Below are 17421 nucleotides of genomic sequence, written 5' to 3' on the forward strand. Positions count from 1 at the left end.
CTGTGAAGTAGCGCGCAGATAGAGCCTGCGCGCAGGTTTTGCAAGAGGGTGTGCGGCAATCCTACACGAAAGCGTCCGGCACCGCCGCCTTCTTTTTCGCCACATAGTCGGCCAGGGCCTCGGCAATGCCGGGATCCAGATCGGGCGCCTGATACTCGTCCAGCATCCTGCGCACCTTCAGCCCGGCCAGCGTGGCGGTGTCGCGGGCACCCTCCTCGTCCCAGGTCTCGAAGGGTTTATAGTCCAGCAGCCCGGTCCGCCAGAAGGCATCCTTGTAATTGGCCTGCGTATGGGCGCAGCCCAGATAATGCCCGCCGGGGCCGACCTCGCGGATGGCATCCATGCCCTGCCCGTTTTCGGACAGGTCCACCCCCGCCGCCAGCCGGTGCAGGACACCCAGTTGATCCGCGTCCATGACGTATTTCTCGTAGGAACTGACCAGCCCGCCCTCCAGCCAGCCGCAGGCATGCAGCATGAAGTTCACGCCGGCCATCAGGCCGGTGTTCAGCGTGTTCGCCGTCTCATAGGCGGCCTGCGCGTCCGGCAGCTTCGAGCCGCAGAAGGCCCCCGCGCTGCGATAGGGCAATCCCAGCCGGCGCATCAGCTGGCCCGCGCCCAGCGTGATCTGCGCGGCCTCGGGCGTGCCGAAGGTGGGCGCGCCGCTGTTCATGTCGATCGAGGTGACGAAGGCCCCGGCGATCACCGGGGCGCCGGCGCGGACAAGCTGGCTGTAGGCGACCCCCGCCATCACCTCGGCCAGAACCTGCGTCAGCGTGCCGGCGACCGTCACCGGCGCCATCGCGCCGCCGACGATGAAGGGGCTGACGATGCTGGCCTGACCAGCGCGGGCATAGACCTCGAGCGCGCCCATCATCACCGAATCGAAGGTCAGCGGGCTGTTGATATTGACCAGCGAGGTCATCACCGTGTTCCGGTCCACGAAATCCGCGCCGAACAGGATCTTCGACATCTCGACCGAATCCTCGGCCCGCTCGGGCAGCGTGACCGAGCCCATATAGGGCTTGTCCGACAGCGTCATATGGGCGTGCAGCATGTCCAGATGGCGTTTGTTCACGGCCACGTCGGTCGGCTCGCAGACCGTGCCGCCGCTGTGATGCAGCCATTTCGACATCTGGCCCAGCTTCACGAAATTGCGGAAATCCTCGATCGTGGCATAGCGCCGCCCACCGGCCTGATCGCGCACGAAGGGCGGGCCGTAAACCGGCGCCAGCACCAGGTTGCGCCCGCCGATCTCGACATTGCGCTCGGGGTTGCGGGCGTGCTGGGTGAAGGTGGCGGGCGCGGTCGCGCAAAGCCTGCGGGCAAGACCTTTCGGGATGCGGACCCGCTCGCCGTCGATATCGGCGCCAGCCTCCTGCCACAGCCTCAGCGCCGCCGGGTTGTCGACGAAATTGACGCCGATCTCCTCCAGCACCGTCTCGGCATTGGCCTCGATGATCTCCAGCGCCTCGGCGTTCAGGATCTCGAGATCGGGAATGTTGCGGGTGATGAAGCGCGAGAACTCGGCCCGTGTCGCGGTCCGTTCGGCCCGGCGCGCGGCCCCGCCCCCGGAGCGTCGCCCGCGACGTTCGGCAATGGCGTCTTCAGTCATCTTGTCCCCTTGCGCGATGCCACATCGCCCCTTGGTAAGGGGCGGAAAAACCCGAGGTCGTGCCATTTGCGCCGGTCCCTCGCCCGGTTGCGACATCGGCCGGGCCCCAGAATTATTGACCAAAAGAACAAATTGCCAGTCGGCGGTTTTTCGCCGATAGTGATTCCCGTAGGTGTTGATTATCTGGTTTTGGGGTCGGGGGCGATGAGCCACCATTTTCGTTTCGGCAGAGAGTATGATTTTCATGAATTGCTGGCCGACGGGGTCGTGCATGCGATCGGGGTCGTGCTGGCGTTGATCGGCGTGACCGTGCTGATCTTCCAGGCCACCGTCTGGGGCAGCACGGGCATGCTGATCGCCGCCTGGATCTACGGGCTGGGTCTGGTCGGCGCGCTGATGATTTCCTTCACCTACAACATGCTGCCGCCGTCGCGCCTGAAATGGGTCATGCGGCGGCTTGACCATTCGGCCATCTTCATCCTGATCGCGGCGACCTATACGCCGTTCCTGCAACCGGGCGCGGCCGACGACCCGGCGATGCTGGCGCTGCTTGTCGGCATCTGGATCATGGCCGGGCTGGGCGTGGCGCTGAAATGCCTCTTGCCGGGCCGCCATGACCGGCTGGCCGTGCTGCTGTATCTTGCCATGGGCTGGAGCGGGCTTCTGGCCTTCGGCTCGATCACGCTGCACCTGCCGCCGGCCTCGGTGGTGATGATCGTCGTGGGCGGGATGATCTATTCCGCCGGCGTGATCTTCCACCTGTGGCGGAAGCTGCGCTTCCAGAACGCGATCTGGCACGGCTTCGTCGTCGCCGCCGCGGCGCTTCACTATGTCGCGGTGCTGAGCGTGTTCCGGCAGGCGGGCCTCTGAGACAGGCTCGCAACCCCTCACCCTGCTAGCGTTAACATAAATCCGCCGATGCCACGGTCAGCGACGGCAAATCCCTTGCATCACCGGGCGGTTGCGGCCAGTTTGCGCGTGACTTTCCGGCAAGAGGTGACGCCATGACCCCCGCGCAGCAATCGCAACAGACCCGTGCCCTGTGCAATCTGGCACCGGTCATTCCCGTCATCGTCATCCGCGACGCCGCTCGTGCCGCCGATCTGGCCCGGGCGCTGGTCTCGGGGGGGCTGCCGGTTCTGGAGGTGACGCTGCGCTCGGACGCGGCGCTGGACGCGATCCGCGCCATGGCGGGCGTCGAGGGCGGAGAGGTCGGCGCCGGCACCGTGCTGACCCCCGATGACGCGAAACGCGCCAAGGATGCGGGGGCAAAATTCGCCGTCTCGCCGGGGCTGACCGACCGGCTGATCGCCGCCTGCGAGGATCTGGCGCTGCCGCTGCTGCCCGGCACGGTCACCGCCTCCGAGGTGATGCGCGCGGCGGATGCGGGCTTTGACATGCTGAAGTTCTTTCCCGCCGAGGCGGTCGGCGGGGCGCCGGCACTGAAATCGCTGGCCGGCCCCCTGCCGAAGATCAGCTTCTGCCCCACCGGCGGCGTCTCACCCGGCAATGCGGCCAGCTATCTGAGCCTGCCCAATGTCGTCTGCGTCGGCGGCAGCTGGATCGCCACCGATGCCGATGTCGCCAACGGCAACTGGTCCGCGATCGAGGATCGCGCCCGGACCGCCACGGCGCTGCGCCAGAGCTGAGCGAGAGCTTGATGGACAGGGCACATCGCAATCTCGCGGTGCTGGTCGCCGCCCAGGCCATTCTGGGCGCGCAGATGTCGGTGAATTTCATCATCGGCGGGCTGGCCGGGCAGATCCTGTCGCCCAATCCCTGCCTCGCCACGCTGCCCATTTCGCTGATCATGCTGGGATCGGCCCTGACCGCCCGGCCACTGGCCCGGTTCATGCAGAACCACGGCCGTCGCGCCGGCTTCCTGTTGTCGGTCGCGGCCGGTGGCGTCGGCGCAGCGATCTCGGCCACGGGGTTGTGGGCGGGCTCGTTCCTGCTGTTGCTGCTGGGCTCGCTCATGACCGGGGTCTATATGTCGGCGCAGGGCTTCTATCGCTTTGCCGCCACCGACACGGCCAGCGAGGACTTCGCGCCCCGCGCGATATCCTGGGTGATGGCAGGCGGGCTGGCCTCGGCGATCATCGGCCCGGCGCTGGTGCGGGTCACCGACGACCTGACCGCGGTGCCGTTTCTTGCCACCTATGTCGCCGTCATCCTGCTGAACCTGACCGGACCGCTGCTGTTCGCCTTTCTCGACATCCCAAGACCGCCGGCCCCGGCGCCGGGCGCGGACAGCGGAAGGCCGATGGCCGAGTTGCTGCGCAGCCCGCAGATCGGCGTGGCGATGATCTGCGGCATGGTATCCTATGCGCTGATGAACCTGGTGATGACCTCGACCCCGCTGGCGGTGGTCGGCTGCGGCTTCGCGCCGGACAATGCCGCCGATATCGTCAGCGCCCATGTGCTGGCCATGTTCGCGCCGAGCTTCTTCACCGGCCACCTGATCGCGCGTTTCGGGGCCGAACGCATCGTCGGCCTCGGCCTGATCATCCTTGCCGGCGCCGGCGCGGTGGCGCTGTCAGGCGTGGAGCTGGGCCATTTCTTCGGCGCCCTGATCCTTCTGGGACTGGGCTGGAATTTCGGCTATATCGGCGCCACCGCCATGCTGACCCGCGCCCATCGCCCGGAAGAGCGCGGCCGGGTACAGGGCATGAACGATCTCTTCGTCTTCGGCGGCGTATTCCTGGCCTCGCTGTCCTCGGGCGGGCTGATGAACTGCCTCGGCGGATCGGTGCAGGCGGGCTGGAACGCGGTCAATCTGGCCATGCTGCCCTTTCTGGTGCTGGCCGGGGCAGCGCTGATCTGGCTGGCGATGCGCCCACGGGAAAGCTGAGCGCCGGGGGCTGTCTGCCCCCGGACCCCCGAGGATATTTTCGTGAAGAAGAATCAGAAGAGCGATTTCTGCCGTGGCGCCTGCGGTCTGCCGGCCGCCTTGCCCGACGGGCCGTCCGGGCGCGCGGTCATGCGGCCATCGGCGAATTCGATCTCGAAGCGCGCGGTCGCGGTCGCGGCCGTGGCCGAGGTGATCAGCCCGCCGGCCCCATGCACGACGGCAAAGCCGCGTTTCAGCGTTTCCCTGTAGCCCAACGTCTGGCGGGTGCGATCCAGCCGGGTGAGCGCCTCGTCGCGGATCGCGAGGCTGCGACGGGTGGCGGCGTCGAGACGGCGGCTCAGTTGCGCCAGCCTGTCGCCCTCGGCGACGACCGTCCGGCGGGCCTCGCCCGCGACGCGGGAGAGCGAGGCGTCGAGCCGTTCCTGCAATCCAGCCAGCCGGTCGCGGCGGCGGTCCAGGCGCCGGTCGCGTGCGGCCCCGAGACGCAGCGCCGCGCGTTCGAGCCCGTGGCGCTTGGCGGAGGTGAACTGGCGCAGCGTGGCGGCGGGAATCGGGCGCGAGGCAAGGTGCTGGCGGCGGCTGCGGACCAGCCCGCGCAAGGCAGGTTCCAGCCGCGCGCCCCAGAGATCCAGCCGCTGCCGGGCGCCTTCGGTCAGCGCCGCCGGTCGGCCGAGCGCGCGGCCCAAATCGCGCAGCCGCTGGCGCGGGCGGTCGATTCGCTGTGCGCTGGCGCGGCTGATCCTTGCGCCCGCCTCGGCCAGCCGCGCGGCCAGATCGGCGCGCACCGGCACCGCGATCTCGGCCGCGGCGGTTGGCGTGGGCGCGCGGCGATCAGCGGCGAAATCGATCAGCGTCGTGTCGGTCTCGTGCCCGACCGCCGAGATCAGCGGAATGTGGCTGTCGGCGGCGGCGCGGACCACCGCCTCTTCGTTGAAGCCCCAGAGATCCTCGAGACTGCCGCCGCCGCGCGCGACGATGATCAGGTCGGGGCGCGGGATCGGGCCGCCGTCGGGCAACTCGTTGAAGCCGCGGATCGCGGCCGTCACCTGCGGCGCGCAGGCCTCGCCCTGCACGACGACCGGCCAGATCAGCACCCGGGCGGGAAAGCGGTCGCGCAGCCGGTGCAGGATGTCGCGGATCACCGCCCCCGAGGGCGAGGTGACGACGCCGATTACGCGCGGAAGGAAGGGCAGCGGGCGCTTGCGGTCCTGATCGAACAGCCCTTCGGCGGCCAGCGCCTTGCGCCGCGCCTCGAGCATCGCCATCAGGGCGCCGGCCCCGCCAGGTTCGATCTGATCGACGATCAGCTGGTATTTCGACTGGCCGGGAAAGGTGGTCATGCGGCCGGTGGCGATCACCTCGAGCCCCTCCTCGGGGCGTTGCGCCAGACGCGCGGCCTGTCCCTTCCAGGTCACGGCGGCCAGGACGGCCCGGTCGTCCTTGAGGTCGAAATAGAGATGGCCTGAGCCGGGGCGCGACACGCGCCCGACCTCGCCGCGCACGCGGACGCGGCCGAACTGGTCCTCGATGCTGCGTTTGACCGCGCCCGAAAGCTCGGAGACGGTGAATTCATGGGCATTGCTGCCCGGCGCGTCTTCCAGCAGATCCATGCGGCTTGTTCCCCTTCGCGCGCCAGACTAGAACGCCGCATCCTCGAGTAAAAGAGCGGCAAGTGAAAGGGCGGCAGATGAACATCCTGATCCTCGGCGGTGGCGGGCGTGAACATGCTCTGGCCTGGGCGATCCGGCAGAACCCGAAATGCGACCGGCTGATCGTCGCTCCCGGCAATGCCGGCATCGCCGAGATCGCGCGCTGCGCCAGCCTTGACATCAACTCTCGCAGCGAAGTCCTTGCCTTTGCGGAAGAACATGCCATCGACTTTGTGGTCGTCGGACCCGAGGCGCCACTGGCCGCCGGGGTGTCGGATGCCCTGCGCGAGGCCGGGTTTCTGGTCTTCGGCCCCAGTCAGGCGGCCGCGCAACTGGAGGCATCGAAGGCCTTCACCAAGGAGATCTGCGATGCCTGCGGCGCGCCGACCGCCGCCTGGGCGCGTTTCGCGGATGCCGTCGCGGCGCGGGATTACATCGCCGCACAGGGCGCGCCGATCGTCGTCAAGGCCGACGGGCTGGCAGCCGGCAAGGGCGTCACCGTGGCCGAGACCCTCGCCGATGCCGAGGAGGCTATCAACCTGATCTTCCGGGGCGAGTTCGGCGACACCTCGGTGGTGATCGAGGAGTTCATGGCGGGCGAGGAAGCCAGCTTCTTCGTGCTGTGTGACGGCACGGACTGCCTGCCCATCGGCACCGCGCAGGACCACAAGCGCGTGGGCGAGGGCGATACCGGGCCGAATACCGGCGGGATGGGCGCCTATAGCCCCGCCCCGGTGCTGACCGAGGCGCTGCAGGACCAGGTGATGGCGCAGATCATCCGGCCCACGGTCGCGGAAATGGCCAGGCGGGGCACGCCATTTCAGGGCGTCCTCTATGCCGGTCTGATGATCGAGGGCGGTCGTGCGCGGCTGGTCGAATACAATGTCCGCTTCGGCGATCCGGAATGTCAGGTGCTGATGCTGCGGCTTGGCGCGCAGGTGCTGGATCTGCTTCTTGCCTGCGCCGAAGGGCGCCTGTCCGACACCCGGGTCAACTGGGCCGGCGATCACGCATTGACCGTGGTCATGGCCGCGAAAGGCTATCCCGGCGCCTATGAAAAAGGCTCTGTCATCAAGGGGCTGGGTGGCATTCCAGAAGGCAGTTTCCAGATGGTGTTCCATGCCGGCACCGCCGAGAAGGACGGCCAGGTGACCGCGGCAGGAGGCCGGGTCCTGGCCTGCACCGCGCGCGGCACCACGCTGGCCGAGGCGCATCAGCGCGCCTATGCCCTGGTCGATCAGATCGACTGGCCCGAGGGTTTCTGCCGCCGCGATATCGGCTGGCGGGCGTTGTGATCGCGCGGCACAGGCTGTGCACCGCATGTGCACAGCCTGTGCACCGGCTTGATCACCGAGGATAAATTCCGGCCGCACCAAGGCTTCTTCGTTGCCGGAATACCCCCCCGGCCCGAGGCATGCGGCGGCAGCCATCCGCACCCGGTCTCAGTCGGTCGAATACAGCCCTTCATAGATCGGCAGCAGCGTATCCGTCTCGAACAGCGAACTGACCGAGGTGCCGTTCCAGATGTTCAGGATCGCCTGGGTGAACATCGGGGCGGTCGGGACGATGCGGATATTGGGGGCGGATTTCACCGCCTCGGTCGGCTGGATGGAATCGGTGATGACCAGCGATTTCATCACCGATTTGCTGACCCGTTCCACCGCCGGGCCGGACATGACGCCATGGGTGATATAGGCGTGAACCTCGGTCGCACCCTCATCGGTCAGGACCTGCGCGGCCTTGCACAGCGTGCCCGCAGTATCGCACATATCGTCCACGATGATGCAGGCCTTGCCCTTCACGTCGCCGATCACGGTCATCTCGGCCACCTCGCCCGCCTTTTCGCGGCGCTTGTCGACGATGGACAGCGGCGCGCCGATCCTCTGGGCCAGTTCGCGGGCGCGGGCGACGCCGCCCACATCGGGCGAGACCACCATCAGATCGTCCATCCGGCCCTTGAAGTGATGCTGCACATCCAGCGCGAAGATCGGCGCGGCATAGAGGTTGTCCACCGGAATATCGAAGAACCCCTGGATCTGCGCCGCATGCAGATCCATGGTCAGCACGCGGTCGACGCCCGCCTCGGTCAGCAGGTTGGCGACCAGCTTGGCGCTGATCGGCGTGCGGGCCTTGGCGCGGCGATCCTGACGGGCATAGCCGAAATAGGGAATCACCGCCGTGATCCGCGCCGCACTGGACCGGCGCAGGGCGTCGGTCATGATCAGCAGCTCCATCAGGTTGTCATTCGCCGGGTTCGAGGTCGACTGGATGATATACATGTCCTCGCCGCGGACATTCTCGAACACCTCGACGAAGATTTCCTGATCGTTGAACCGTTCGACCCGCGCATTGCAGAGGCTGACATTCATGCCGCGATGCATGGACATGCGGCGGGCGATGCCGGCGGCAAGAGGTTTGTTGGCATTACCGGCGATGAGCTTGGGCTCGGTCATGACGGGCATTGAGGAGGGACCTTTGGCGGTTGCGTCAGATTGCACACGCCTTAGCACCGGGCTAGCCTGCGGGCAAACCAAGAAGGACCGTCTTTATGGCCAGTATCGACTACTATTTCGGGACGATCAGCCCCTGGAGCTATCTGGCCGGATCGCGGCTGGAGGAGATCGCGCAAAAGCACGGCGCCAGCATCACCTACAAGCCGCTGGATCTGCTGCAGCTTTTCGATCGCACCGGCGGCGTCCGCCCGGCCAGTCGCCATCCCAGCCGGATGGAATATCGCGCGCAGGAACTGCCCCGCTGGGCGGACCATCTGGGCCTGCCGCTCAACCTGAAGCCCGCGCATTGGCCGGTGAACATGGCGCCTTCCTCCTATGCCGTGATCGCGGCGCAGCAGGCGGGCGGCGGTGATCTGGCCGGACTGGTGCAGGGGTTCCTGCGCGCCTGCTGGGCCGAGGAGCGCGATATCAGCGACGATGCGGTGATCCGCGAGATCCTGGCGGCGCATGGCTTCGATGCCGGGCTGGCCGATAGCGGGCTGTTCGTGGGCGCCGAAACCTATGGCCGCAACCTCGAACAGGCGGTCGAGGTCGGGGCTTTCGGCTCGCCCTTCTATGTCGTGCGCGACAGCGGCCAGCGCTTCTGGGGGCAGGACCGGCTGGACTTCCTCGACCGGCATCTGGCCTCGTTGTGAGCGGAATATACCGGCGCCACTGGCCGGGCAATCCCGACCGCCCTGCCCTTGCGCTGCATTGCATGCTGGCCAGCGGCAGCTATTGGGGCGCCATCGCCGAACGGCTGGCGGGCCGGATCGATCTGCGCGGCTTCGACATGCCCGGCCATGGCCGCAGCGATGCCTGGGCGCCGGGCCCCGAGGATCCCGACTACCACACGGCTGTCACCCGCCTCGCCGCCGGCTTCATCCAGCGCCCGATAGACCTGATCGGCCACAGCATGGGCGCGACCGTGGCGCTGCGCATCGCGGTGGCGGCGCCCGAGGCGATCCGCAGCCTGACCCTGATCGAGCCGGTCCTGTTCGCCGCCGCCCCGGACCCGCTTCAGGCCGCGCGCGATTCCCAGTTGACCGACCTGATGGCCTCGGGGCACGAGGAAGAGGCCACACGCGCCTTCATGTCCGCCTGGGGCGCGCAGGGCTATGACGACCTGCCCCCGCGCATGCAGGACCAGATGCGCGCGCGGATCGGGCTGGTGGCGGGAACCGCACCCACGCTGTCGGGGGATCGGGCCGGGATCCTGCGTCCGGGCGGGCTGGAGGCAATCGAGGCACCGGTTCTGCTGATCTCGGGCGCGAACTCCCCTCAGGTGATCCATGCGGTGGCCGATGCGCTGGCGGCACGGCTGCCGGATGTCGGCCGCGCCAATGTGCCCGAGGCGGGGCATATGCTGCCGATCACCCATCCCGACGAGGTTGCGGGGCTGATCGCGGTCAATCTGGACCGGGCCTGAGGTGGCAAGGGTCCGGCGCCGATCCGCGCCCTACAGGTCGAAATCGTCCTCGTGCCGGACCGCGCCGATGGCCAGCCATTCGGCCCGGATACGGGCCACGCGGGTATCGCCCCAGGTACGGAAGACGATCTCGAACCCCGCCTCGGTCACCCTGTCGACCGAGATGTCGGCGCGCTGGTTGCTGCTGCCTTCGATATCCCACATCCCGACCGAGACATGCACCACCGGCGGGGTCAGGAAGGGTGTCGTGAACTGCACCGGCTGACGGGCCACGCGCGCGCCTTCGCCCGACCACATCGGGCCGTTATCCTCGAAGGCGGAAAACAGCACGACGCTTCCGCGTGTGACCCCGACCCCGCTGGAACTGAAACGCTGCATCCTTTCCTCCCGCAGCCGAGCCTACAACGTCTTGAGACGCAAGAAAAAGCCCCGGCGAAGCCGGGGCGTTTCCTTTTCGGTCGGGCTGACCGGGCCTGGGCTCGCGATCAATCGACGAAATTGCTGTGATTGGGGTCCAGCCCGATATGGGTGCCAAGCGCCTCCATATCGGCCAGAAGCTTGACCGCCGCGGTCACGACCTCTTCGCCGACGCTTTCGCGCTTCTGTTCGGCGGCCTTCTTCTTGCGATGGACTTCGGCCATCATCTCGTTGAAGACCTCCTGCGTGACTTCGGCGCGCGGATGACCGCGCTCGGCCAGCAGGCTGACCGCTTCACCGTTGATTTCGGCGAAGCCGCCGGACACCGCGAATTCGGTCTGCTGCCCATCCTCTGCCAGCACCGTGACAATGCCCGGGCGCAGGGTGACGATGGTTGCGGCATGGCCGGGCATGGCGGTCAGATCGCCCTCGGTGCCCGGCAGGCGCACCTCGCGCACCGGGACGGAGACAAGGCTCCGTTCCGGCGACACGAGGTCGAACTGCATGGTATCGGCCATCTCGCCCCCTTACGCGGCTTCGGCCGCGAGACGCTCGGCTTTCGCCTTCACCTCGTCGATGTCGCCGACCATGTAGAAGGCGGCTTCGGGCAGGTGGTCATATTCGCCGGCAACCACGGCCTTGAAGGAGGCGATGGTCTTTTCCAGCGGCACCTGAACGCCGTCCGAACCGGTGAACACCTTGGCCACGTCGAAGGGCTGGGACAGGAAGCGCTGGATTTTCCGGGCGCGGGCCACGGTCAGCTTGTCCTCTTCCGACAGTTCGTCCATGCCGAGAATGGCGATGATGTCCTGCAGCGACTTGTATTTCTGCAGGATACCCTGAACTTCGCGGGCGGTGTTGTAGTGTTCCTCACCCACGACGGCCGGGTCGAGGATCCGCGAGTTCGAGTCCAGCGGGTCCACGGCCGGGTAGATGCCCAGTTCCGAGATCGCGCGCGACAGAACGGTCGTGGCGTCGAGGTGGGCGAAGGTCGTGGCCGGCGCCGGGTCGGTCAGGTCGTCGGCCGGAACGTAGACGGCCTGGATCGAGGTGATCGAGCCGTTCTTGGTCGAGGTGATGCGTTCCTGCATCGCGCCCATGTCGGTGGCCAGCGTCGGCTGGTAGCCCACGGCCGAAGGAATACGGCCCAGAAGCGCCGACACCTCGGAACCCGCCTGGGTAAAGCGGAAGATGTTGTCGACGAAGAACAGAACGTCGGTCCCGGTGGCGTCGCGGAACTGCTCGGCCACGGTCAGGCCGGTCAGGGCGACGCGCATCCGCGCCCCCGGAGGCTCGTTCATCTGGCCGTAAACCAGTGCCACCTGCGATTCCGTCAGGTTGTCGGGCTTGATGACGCCCGATTCGACCATCTCGTGATAGAGGTCGTTGCCTTCACGGGTGCGTTCACCCACGCCGGCGAAGACCGAGTAGCCCGAGTGCACCTTGGCGATGTTGTTGATCAGTTCCATGATCAGAACCGTCTTGCCCACGCCGGCGCCGCCGAACAGGCCGATCTTGCCGCCCTTGGAATAGGGGGCCAGTAGGTCGATGACCTTGATGCCGGTCACCAGGATTTCCGAGCTGGTCGCCTGCTGGGCGAAGTCGGGGGCGGGCTGGTGGATGGCGCGCCGCTCGGTGGTCTCGATCGGGGCGCCCTCGTCCACGGGATCGCCGACGACGTTGATGATCCGGCCCAGCGTCACGTCGCCCACCGGCACCGAGATCGGGCCGCCCATGTCGCGCACCGGCTCGCCGCGGACCAGACCTTCGGTCGAGTCCATGGCGATGGTGCGGACGGTGTTCTCGCCCAGATGCTGGGCGACTTCCAGAACCAGCTTCTTGCCGTTGTTCTCGGTTTCCAGCGCGTTCAGGATCGCCGGCAGGTGGTCGTCGAACTGCACGTCTACGACGGCGCCGATCACCTGTGTGATTTTACCCTTGGCCTCTGCCATGTTGTCACCTCTGCGTTACGGTCAGAGCGCCTCTGCGCCCGAAATGATTTCGATGAGTTCCTTGGTGATCGCCGCCTGACGCGAGCGGTTGTAAACCGTCGTCAGCCTGTCGATCATGTCGCCGGCATTGCGCGTGGCGTTGTCCATGGCCGTCATCCGCGCCCCCTGTTCGGAGGCAGCATTTTCCAGAAGCGCCGCGAAGATCTGCGTCGCGACCGAACGCGGCAGCAGATCGGCCAGGATGGTTTCTTCGCTGGGTTCGTAATCATACAGCGCCAGGGCGGCGTCCGCCTCGCCCGCGGCCGCTTCGGCCGGGATGATCTGGCGGGCGGTCGGGATCTGGCTGATGACCGATTCGAACCGGTTGTAGAAGATCGTGGCAACGTCGAAACCGCCGGCCTCGAACCGCTCCAGAATGTCGTCGGCGATGGCGCGGGCATTGTCATAGCCCACGCGCTTGACCTCGGACAGATCGACGTGACTGACAAAGAGATTGCCATATTCACGCTTCAACTGCTCGCGGCCCTTCTTGCCGACGGTCAGGATGGTGACATCCTTGCCCTGCGCGCGCAGCAGATCGGCCCGCTGGCGGGCCAGCTTGACGATCGAGCTGTTGAAACCGCCGGCCAGGCCGCGTTCCGAGGTCATCACCACCAGCAGATGCTTCTGGTCGGCCCCGGTGCCGATCAGCAACCGCGGCGCGCTTTCTGATCCGGCCACGGCCGCGCTGAGGCCCGCGATCACCGTTGCCATGCGGTCGGCATAGGGACGCGACGCCTCGGCCGCGTCCTGTGCGCGGCGCAGTTTCGCCGCGGCGACCATCTGCATGGCCTTGGTGATCTTCCGCGTGTTTTTGACGCTTTCGATCCGGTTCTTGAGATCCTTGAGACTGGGCATCTATTCCCCCTCTCAGGCGCGGGTCTTGTTGTATTCGTCCAGCGCCGCCCTGATCGCGTCTTCCAGCTCGCCGGCAACCTTGCGGTCATTGGTCGTGATGTCGTCCAGCAGTGCCGATTTCTGGTTGCGCAGGAACTGGATCAGCCCCTCTTCCCAGGCCACGACCTCGCGCACCGGCACGTTGTCGACATAGCCCTTGGTGCCGGCATAGATGACGATCACGATCTCGGCGTTGGTCAGCGGGCGATACTGCGGCTGCTTCATCAGCTCGGTCAGGCGCGCGCCACGGTTCAGCAGACGCTGGGTCGCGGCATCGAGGTCCGAACCGAACTGCGCGAAGGCCGCCATTTCGCGATACTGCGCCAGTTCCAGCTTGACCGGGCCGGCGACCGATTTCATCGCCTTGGTCTGTGCCGACGAACCCACGCGGCTGACCGACAGACCGGTGTTCACGGCCGGGCGGATGCCCTGGAAGAACAGTTCCGTCTCGAGGAAGATCTGGCCGTCGGTGATCGAGATCACGTTGGTCGGGATATAGGCCGACACGTCGCCCGCCTGGGTCTCGATGATCGGCAGCGCGGTCAGCGAACCGGCGCCGTTCTTCTCGTTCAGCTTGGCCGAACGCTCGAGCAGGCGGCTATGCAGGTAGAACACGTCGCCCGGATAGGCTTCGCGCCCGGGCGGACGGCGCAGCAGCAGCGACATCTGGCGGTAGGCCACGGCCTGCTTGCTGAGATCGTCATAGATGATCAGCGCGTCCATGCCGTTGTCGCGGAAATATTCCCCGATGGCGGTCGCCGAATAGGGCGCCAGGAACTGCATCGGCGCGGGATCCGAGGCGGTGGCGGCGACGATGGTCGTATAGGCCATCGCGCCGGTTTCCTCGAGCTTCTGCACCAGCTGGGCGACGGTCGAACGCTTCTGACCCACGGCGACATAGATGCAGTGCAGCGTCTTCATGCCATCGGCTTCGCGGCCGTTATAGCTCTTCTGGTTCAGGATCGTGTCCAGCGCCAGGGCGGTCTTGCCGGTCTGGCGGTCGCCGATGATCAGCTCGCGCTGGCCGCGGCCGATCGGGATCATCGCGTCGACGGCCTTCAGGCCGGTCGCCATCGGCTCGTGCACCGACTTGCGCGGCATGATGCCCGGCGCCTTCACATCGGCGATGGCGCGGGTATCGGTCTCGATCGGGCCCTTGCCGTCGATCGGGTTGCCAAGCGCGTCGACGACGCGGCCCAGCAGCGCCTTGCCGACCGGCACGTCCACGATGGCGCCGGTGCGCTTGACGGTATCGCCTTCCTTGATGTCACGGTCGTCGCCGAAGATCACGACGCCGACGTTGTCGGTTTCGAGGTTCAGCACCATGCCGCGGATGCCGCCCGGGAACTCCACCATCTCGCCGGCCTGAACCTTGTCCAGACCGTAGATGCGGGCGATGCCGTCACCGACGGACAGCACCTGGCCGACCTCGGCCACCTCGGCGTCCTGGCCGAAATTCTTGATCTGATCCTTGAGGATCGCCGAAATCTCGGCTGCCTGGATTCCCATTATCCGACCTCTTTCATAGCGTTCTGGAGGGAGGCGAGCTTCGAGCGGACCGACGAATCGACCATCTGCGAGCCCAGCTTGACAATCATGCCGCCGATGAGGCCCTCATCGACGCGGGTATTCAGTTTCACGGTCTTGCCGGATTTCTTCGCCAGTGTGTCGCGCAGCCGCGCCTGCTGGTCGTCGGTCAGCGCAACCGCGCTGGTCACATCCGCGGTGACCTCGCCCCGATCATCCGCGATCAGTGCCTGCAGCCGGTTCACCAGTTGCGGCAGCACGAAGAGGCGGCGGTTCTGCGCCATCAGCTTCAGCGTGTTGGTCAGCGTGGCCGACAGGCCCATCTTCGAGGCCAGCGCCCCGATCACCTTGCCCTGCTGGTCGCGGGAGAAGACGGGCGAGGCGATCACCTCGCGCAGATCGGCACTGTCCGCCAGCGCCGCGCCCAGATCGTCGATCTGTCGGGCCAGAGCGTCCAGCCCTCCTTCTTCCTTCACGATGTCGAAGACGGCCTGCGCATAACGCCCGGCGATGCTCTGGGACATGGAAACGGAGTTGGCCACGGTCATCCTTTACGGTTGGCGCAATCCCCGTCGGCGGGCCGGGCCTGAGGCCCAGTCTGTCACGGGGTGCGGGTCGCGGTGGCACGGCTTTTGGAGGGCCGCCCTGAAATCTGCGGCGTCTCTAGCAGGTGATTTCGCGCCCGGCAACCGCCAAACACACGGAAATGAGAGGCGGTGCGACCTTAGGACAGCGGGCATCCCGAAGCAGGTCGGGCAACGATGCCGGGGGCATCATCGCCCGCTGCGACAGGCTGTCGCACCCTGCAGCGCAAGGGCCGCAGGTTCCGTGACGGAAACCCGGCGGCCCTGACAGGGATTCGGTCAGTCTCCGGATCAGAATCCGGGCGACAACTCGCGGCTGAAACTGTTGCGCGCGAAACCGCGCAGGCGATCCGTTGCCGAAACCGGCACCGTCGCGGCGACCAGTCCGCGCCAATCCGCCTCGTCGGTCTGCGGCTGCGGCTTTGCCGCCGGCGCCGCGTCGGCCAGCCATTCGGGCGGCTCGACCAGTTGCGGACGGGAGACCAGCGCGCCCAGCCTGGTCACATCGCAGGGCCAGTCCGCGGCAAGCGCCCGGTTGCCTTCGGCCGGGGGCTGGCGATCGGCCCTTGCCGCAGCCTCCAGCAGGTGCCCGGCGCCGCGCCAGGACAGCGCATAGCCCGAGGCAAGCCCGGTACTTGCCGCCAGCGGGCGCAGCCGCACCCCGGGCGCGGCCTCGCTGCCGCCCCACAGCCAGACCCGCGCCTTGCGGTAACAGAGCTGCGTCAGATCGGAATGGAGATGGCCGCCGGAGGCCATAAAACCAACGAAGCCCGGCATCAGCCGGGCCCCGTCCTCGATAATGATCACCCCAGGCAAATCTTCATCACAAACAATTTTCCAAACCCGGCGATGAAGTTGCGCCCTGCCACCGATAGGCGAGGCGCCACGAACCGTCTCAAGCACACGAAACGGGATCCGACGCGACCGCAAGGTCTCGGTCAACTGGCCTTCTCGACGCTGAATTCCTGCTGCACAGAGAATGAAGATGGGCCAGTCGTCCAACGCGGGAGATACGCAAACAGCACACATGACATCACACCGTCTAAAAACTAACTACTCGGTCAGTATAGGCAGTTTTCCGCCGACGCGACACCTCACCTTATGGACAGGTTTTGCGACTCAGCGCCGGTGTGCCGCTTCGGCGGCGCGGGTCCGGCCGCCGAAAGCGTCGCGATTTGCGGCCGGCGCCCGGCCCGGCCTCGGCAACCCCACCCCCTCCAGAATGTCCAGCGGGCTTGGCACATGCACCTTCAGCCCCGGGCCGACCTGGGCGCGGCTCTGCTTCGACAGCTCGACGATGATCACGCCGGCGATCAGCACCCGGCTGATCCGCGCGCCGGTCCTTTCCCACATCTGCGCGCTGCGCAGCCAGAAGCGGCGGTTCGACGGCGGGATATAGACCGCCGAGCCGAACCATTCGGGAACGAAGCCCGCCGCGCGGGCCGGCGTCTCGATCTGCCCGGCGGTATAGCTGCGGCCGAAGCCGAAAGGCGTGCCATCCGATGCCGCCCACAATCCGGCCCGGTTCGGCACCATCAGGATCACCCGCCCGCCCGGCCCCAATGCCCGCCAGGCCTCGGCCAGAAGCGCGCCCGGATGGTCGCTGGTTTCCAGCCCGTGCAGCATGATCAGCCTGTCGATGCTGCCGGTCTCGATCGGCCAGGCGGTTTCATCGCACAGGACGCTGTGATTGGGCGCCCCCGCAGGCCAGGCCATCGCCCCCTGCGGCCCCGGCATCAGCGCGATGACCCGGCGGGCCTTGGGCAGATAGGGCCGCAGCATCGGCGCGGCAAAACCGAATCCCGCGACATTCATGCCGGTGCAGGACGCGGGCGGCCAGCGTTCCACCAGCCGGTCGCGCAGGATGCGCTGCACCACGCGGCCAAGCGCCCGCTGATAGTAGAACCGCCGCAGATCTTCGATGTCGTGATGCATTGCGCCCCGGGCCGGCTTTTGTCAGGTTCGACCACAT

17 protein-coding genes are annotated in these 17421 nt (G+C 66.9%); 6 read left to right on the forward strand and 11 right to left on the reverse strand.

From position 1 onward, the window contains the following. Window positions 1-61: 61 nt before the first annotated feature. Window positions 62-1612 (reverse strand): trimethylamine methyltransferase family protein, encoded by a 1551-nt coding sequence (locus KNW02_RS11075; protein ID WP_216033331.1) that lies wholly within the window; start codon window positions 1610-1612, stop codon window positions 62-64. Between the two features lie 204 nt (window positions 1613-1816). Here KNW02_RS11075 and trhA point away from each other — a divergent pair, with 204 nt between their 5' ends. From trhA to KNW02_RS11090, 3 genes are all read left to right on the forward strand, one after another. After that, window positions 1817-2482, forward strand: a complete 666-nt coding sequence (gene trhA, locus KNW02_RS11080) for a PAQR family membrane homeostasis protein TrhA (protein ID WP_216033332.1) — start codon at window positions 1817-1819, stop codon at window positions 2480-2482. Window positions 2483-2616: 134 nt separating this feature from the next. Further along, entirely contained in the window at window positions 2617-3261 is a 645-nt protein-coding gene (gene eda, locus KNW02_RS11085; RefSeq protein WP_216033333.1) for a bifunctional 4-hydroxy-2-oxoglutarate aldolase/2-dehydro-3-deoxy-phosphogluconate aldolase, read from the forward strand. An 11-nt stretch (window positions 3262-3272) separates the two neighbouring features. Then, window positions 3273-4463 (forward strand): MFS transporter, encoded by a 1191-nt coding sequence (locus tag KNW02_RS11090; protein WP_216033334.1) that lies wholly within the window; start codon window positions 3273-3275, stop codon window positions 4461-4463. Between the two features lie 53 nt (window positions 4464-4516). Here the strand turns inward: KNW02_RS11090 and xseA are convergent, their stop codons facing one another. Further along, a complete protein-coding gene (xseA, locus tag KNW02_RS11095) occupies window positions 4517-6073 on the reverse strand; it encodes an exodeoxyribonuclease VII large subunit (RefSeq protein WP_216033335.1) in 1557 nt (518 codons plus the stop codon). 77 nt (window positions 6074-6150) lie between these two features. Here xseA and purD point away from each other — a divergent pair, with 77 nt between their 5' ends. Then, on the forward strand, window positions 6151-7407 hold the full coding sequence (gene purD / locus KNW02_RS11100) for a phosphoribosylamine--glycine ligase (RefSeq protein ID WP_216033336.1): 1257 nt from the start codon (window positions 6151-6153) through the stop codon (window positions 7405-7407). A gap of 147 nt (window positions 7408-7554) precedes the next feature. Here purD and KNW02_RS11105 read toward each other — a convergent pair whose 3' ends face one another. Continuing rightward, the gene (locus KNW02_RS11105; protein ID WP_216033337.1) at window positions 7555-8574 is read right to left on the reverse strand and encodes a ribose-phosphate pyrophosphokinase; all 1020 of its coding nucleotides are present in this window, start codon (window positions 8572-8574) and stop codon (window positions 7555-7557) included. Between the two features lie 86 nt (window positions 8575-8660). Between KNW02_RS11105 and KNW02_RS11110 the strand changes: the two genes are divergently transcribed. Together KNW02_RS11110 and KNW02_RS11115 are read left to right on the forward strand one after the other, a co-directional pair. Then, window positions 8661-9260, forward strand: a complete 600-nt coding sequence (locus KNW02_RS11110) for a 2-hydroxychromene-2-carboxylate isomerase (RefSeq protein ID WP_216033338.1) — start codon at window positions 8661-8663, stop codon at window positions 9258-9260. Beyond that, window positions 9257-10033: an alpha/beta fold hydrolase gene (locus tag KNW02_RS11115; RefSeq protein WP_216033339.1), complete on the forward strand. Its 777-nt coding sequence runs from the start codon at window positions 9257-9259 to the stop codon at window positions 10031-10033. The genes KNW02_RS11110 and KNW02_RS11115 overlap by 4 nt, the downstream gene beginning before the upstream one ends. A gap of 30 nt (window positions 10034-10063) precedes the next feature. On the opposite strand, the gene KNW02_RS11120 is transcribed toward KNW02_RS11115, so the two are convergent. The 8 genes from KNW02_RS11120 to KNW02_RS11155 all read right to left on the reverse strand — a co-directional run bounded on the left by KNW02_RS11120 (window position 10064) and on the right by KNW02_RS11155 (window position 17384). Next, window positions 10064-10411, reverse strand: coding sequence for an H-type lectin domain-containing protein (locus tag KNW02_RS11120; protein WP_216033340.1), 348 nt, complete (start codon window positions 10409-10411; stop codon window positions 10064-10066). Window positions 10412-10518: 107 nt separating this feature from the next. Continuing rightward, a complete protein-coding gene (locus KNW02_RS11125; protein ID WP_216033341.1) occupies window positions 10519-10968 on the reverse strand; it encodes a F0F1 ATP synthase subunit epsilon in 450 nt (149 codons plus the stop codon). Between the two features lie 9 nt (window positions 10969-10977). Further along, a complete protein-coding gene (gene atpD / locus KNW02_RS11130; protein WP_216033342.1) occupies window positions 10978-12402 on the reverse strand; it encodes a F0F1 ATP synthase subunit beta in 1425 nt (474 codons plus the stop codon). Between the two features lie 21 nt (window positions 12403-12423). After that, the gene (locus KNW02_RS11135; RefSeq protein WP_216033343.1) at window positions 12424-13299 is read right to left on the reverse strand and encodes a F0F1 ATP synthase subunit gamma; all 876 of its coding nucleotides are present in this window, start codon (window positions 13297-13299) and stop codon (window positions 12424-12426) included. A 12-nt stretch (window positions 13300-13311) separates the two neighbouring features. Beyond that, window positions 13312-14847 carry a F0F1 ATP synthase subunit alpha gene (gene atpA, locus KNW02_RS11140; RefSeq protein WP_216033344.1) on the reverse strand — a complete coding sequence of 512 codons (1536 nt, stop codon included), beginning with the start codon at window positions 14845-14847 and terminating at the stop codon, window positions 13312-13314. Further along, a complete protein-coding gene (locus KNW02_RS11145; RefSeq protein ID WP_216033345.1) occupies window positions 14847-15413 on the reverse strand; it encodes a F0F1 ATP synthase subunit delta in 567 nt (188 codons plus the stop codon). Before KNW02_RS11145 ends, atpA begins: the two co-directional genes overlap by 1 nt. 327 nt (window positions 15414-15740) lie before the next feature. Next, on the reverse strand, window positions 15741-16256 hold the full coding sequence (locus KNW02_RS11150) for a hypothetical protein (protein ID WP_216033346.1): 516 nt from the start codon (window positions 16254-16256) through the stop codon (window positions 15741-15743). A 312-nt stretch (window positions 16257-16568) separates the two neighbouring features. Further along, the gene (locus tag KNW02_RS11155) at window positions 16569-17384 is read right to left on the reverse strand and encodes a class I SAM-dependent methyltransferase (protein WP_252733734.1); all 816 of its coding nucleotides are present in this window, start codon (window positions 17382-17384) and stop codon (window positions 16569-16571) included. Window positions 17385-17421 lie beyond the last annotated feature (37 nt).

The sequence above is a fragment of the Paracoccus marinaquae genome, from assembly GCF_018860165.1.
In the GTDB taxonomy this organism is placed as follows: Bacteria; Pseudomonadota; Alphaproteobacteria; order Rhodobacterales; family Rhodobacteraceae; genus Paracoccus; species Paracoccus marinaquae.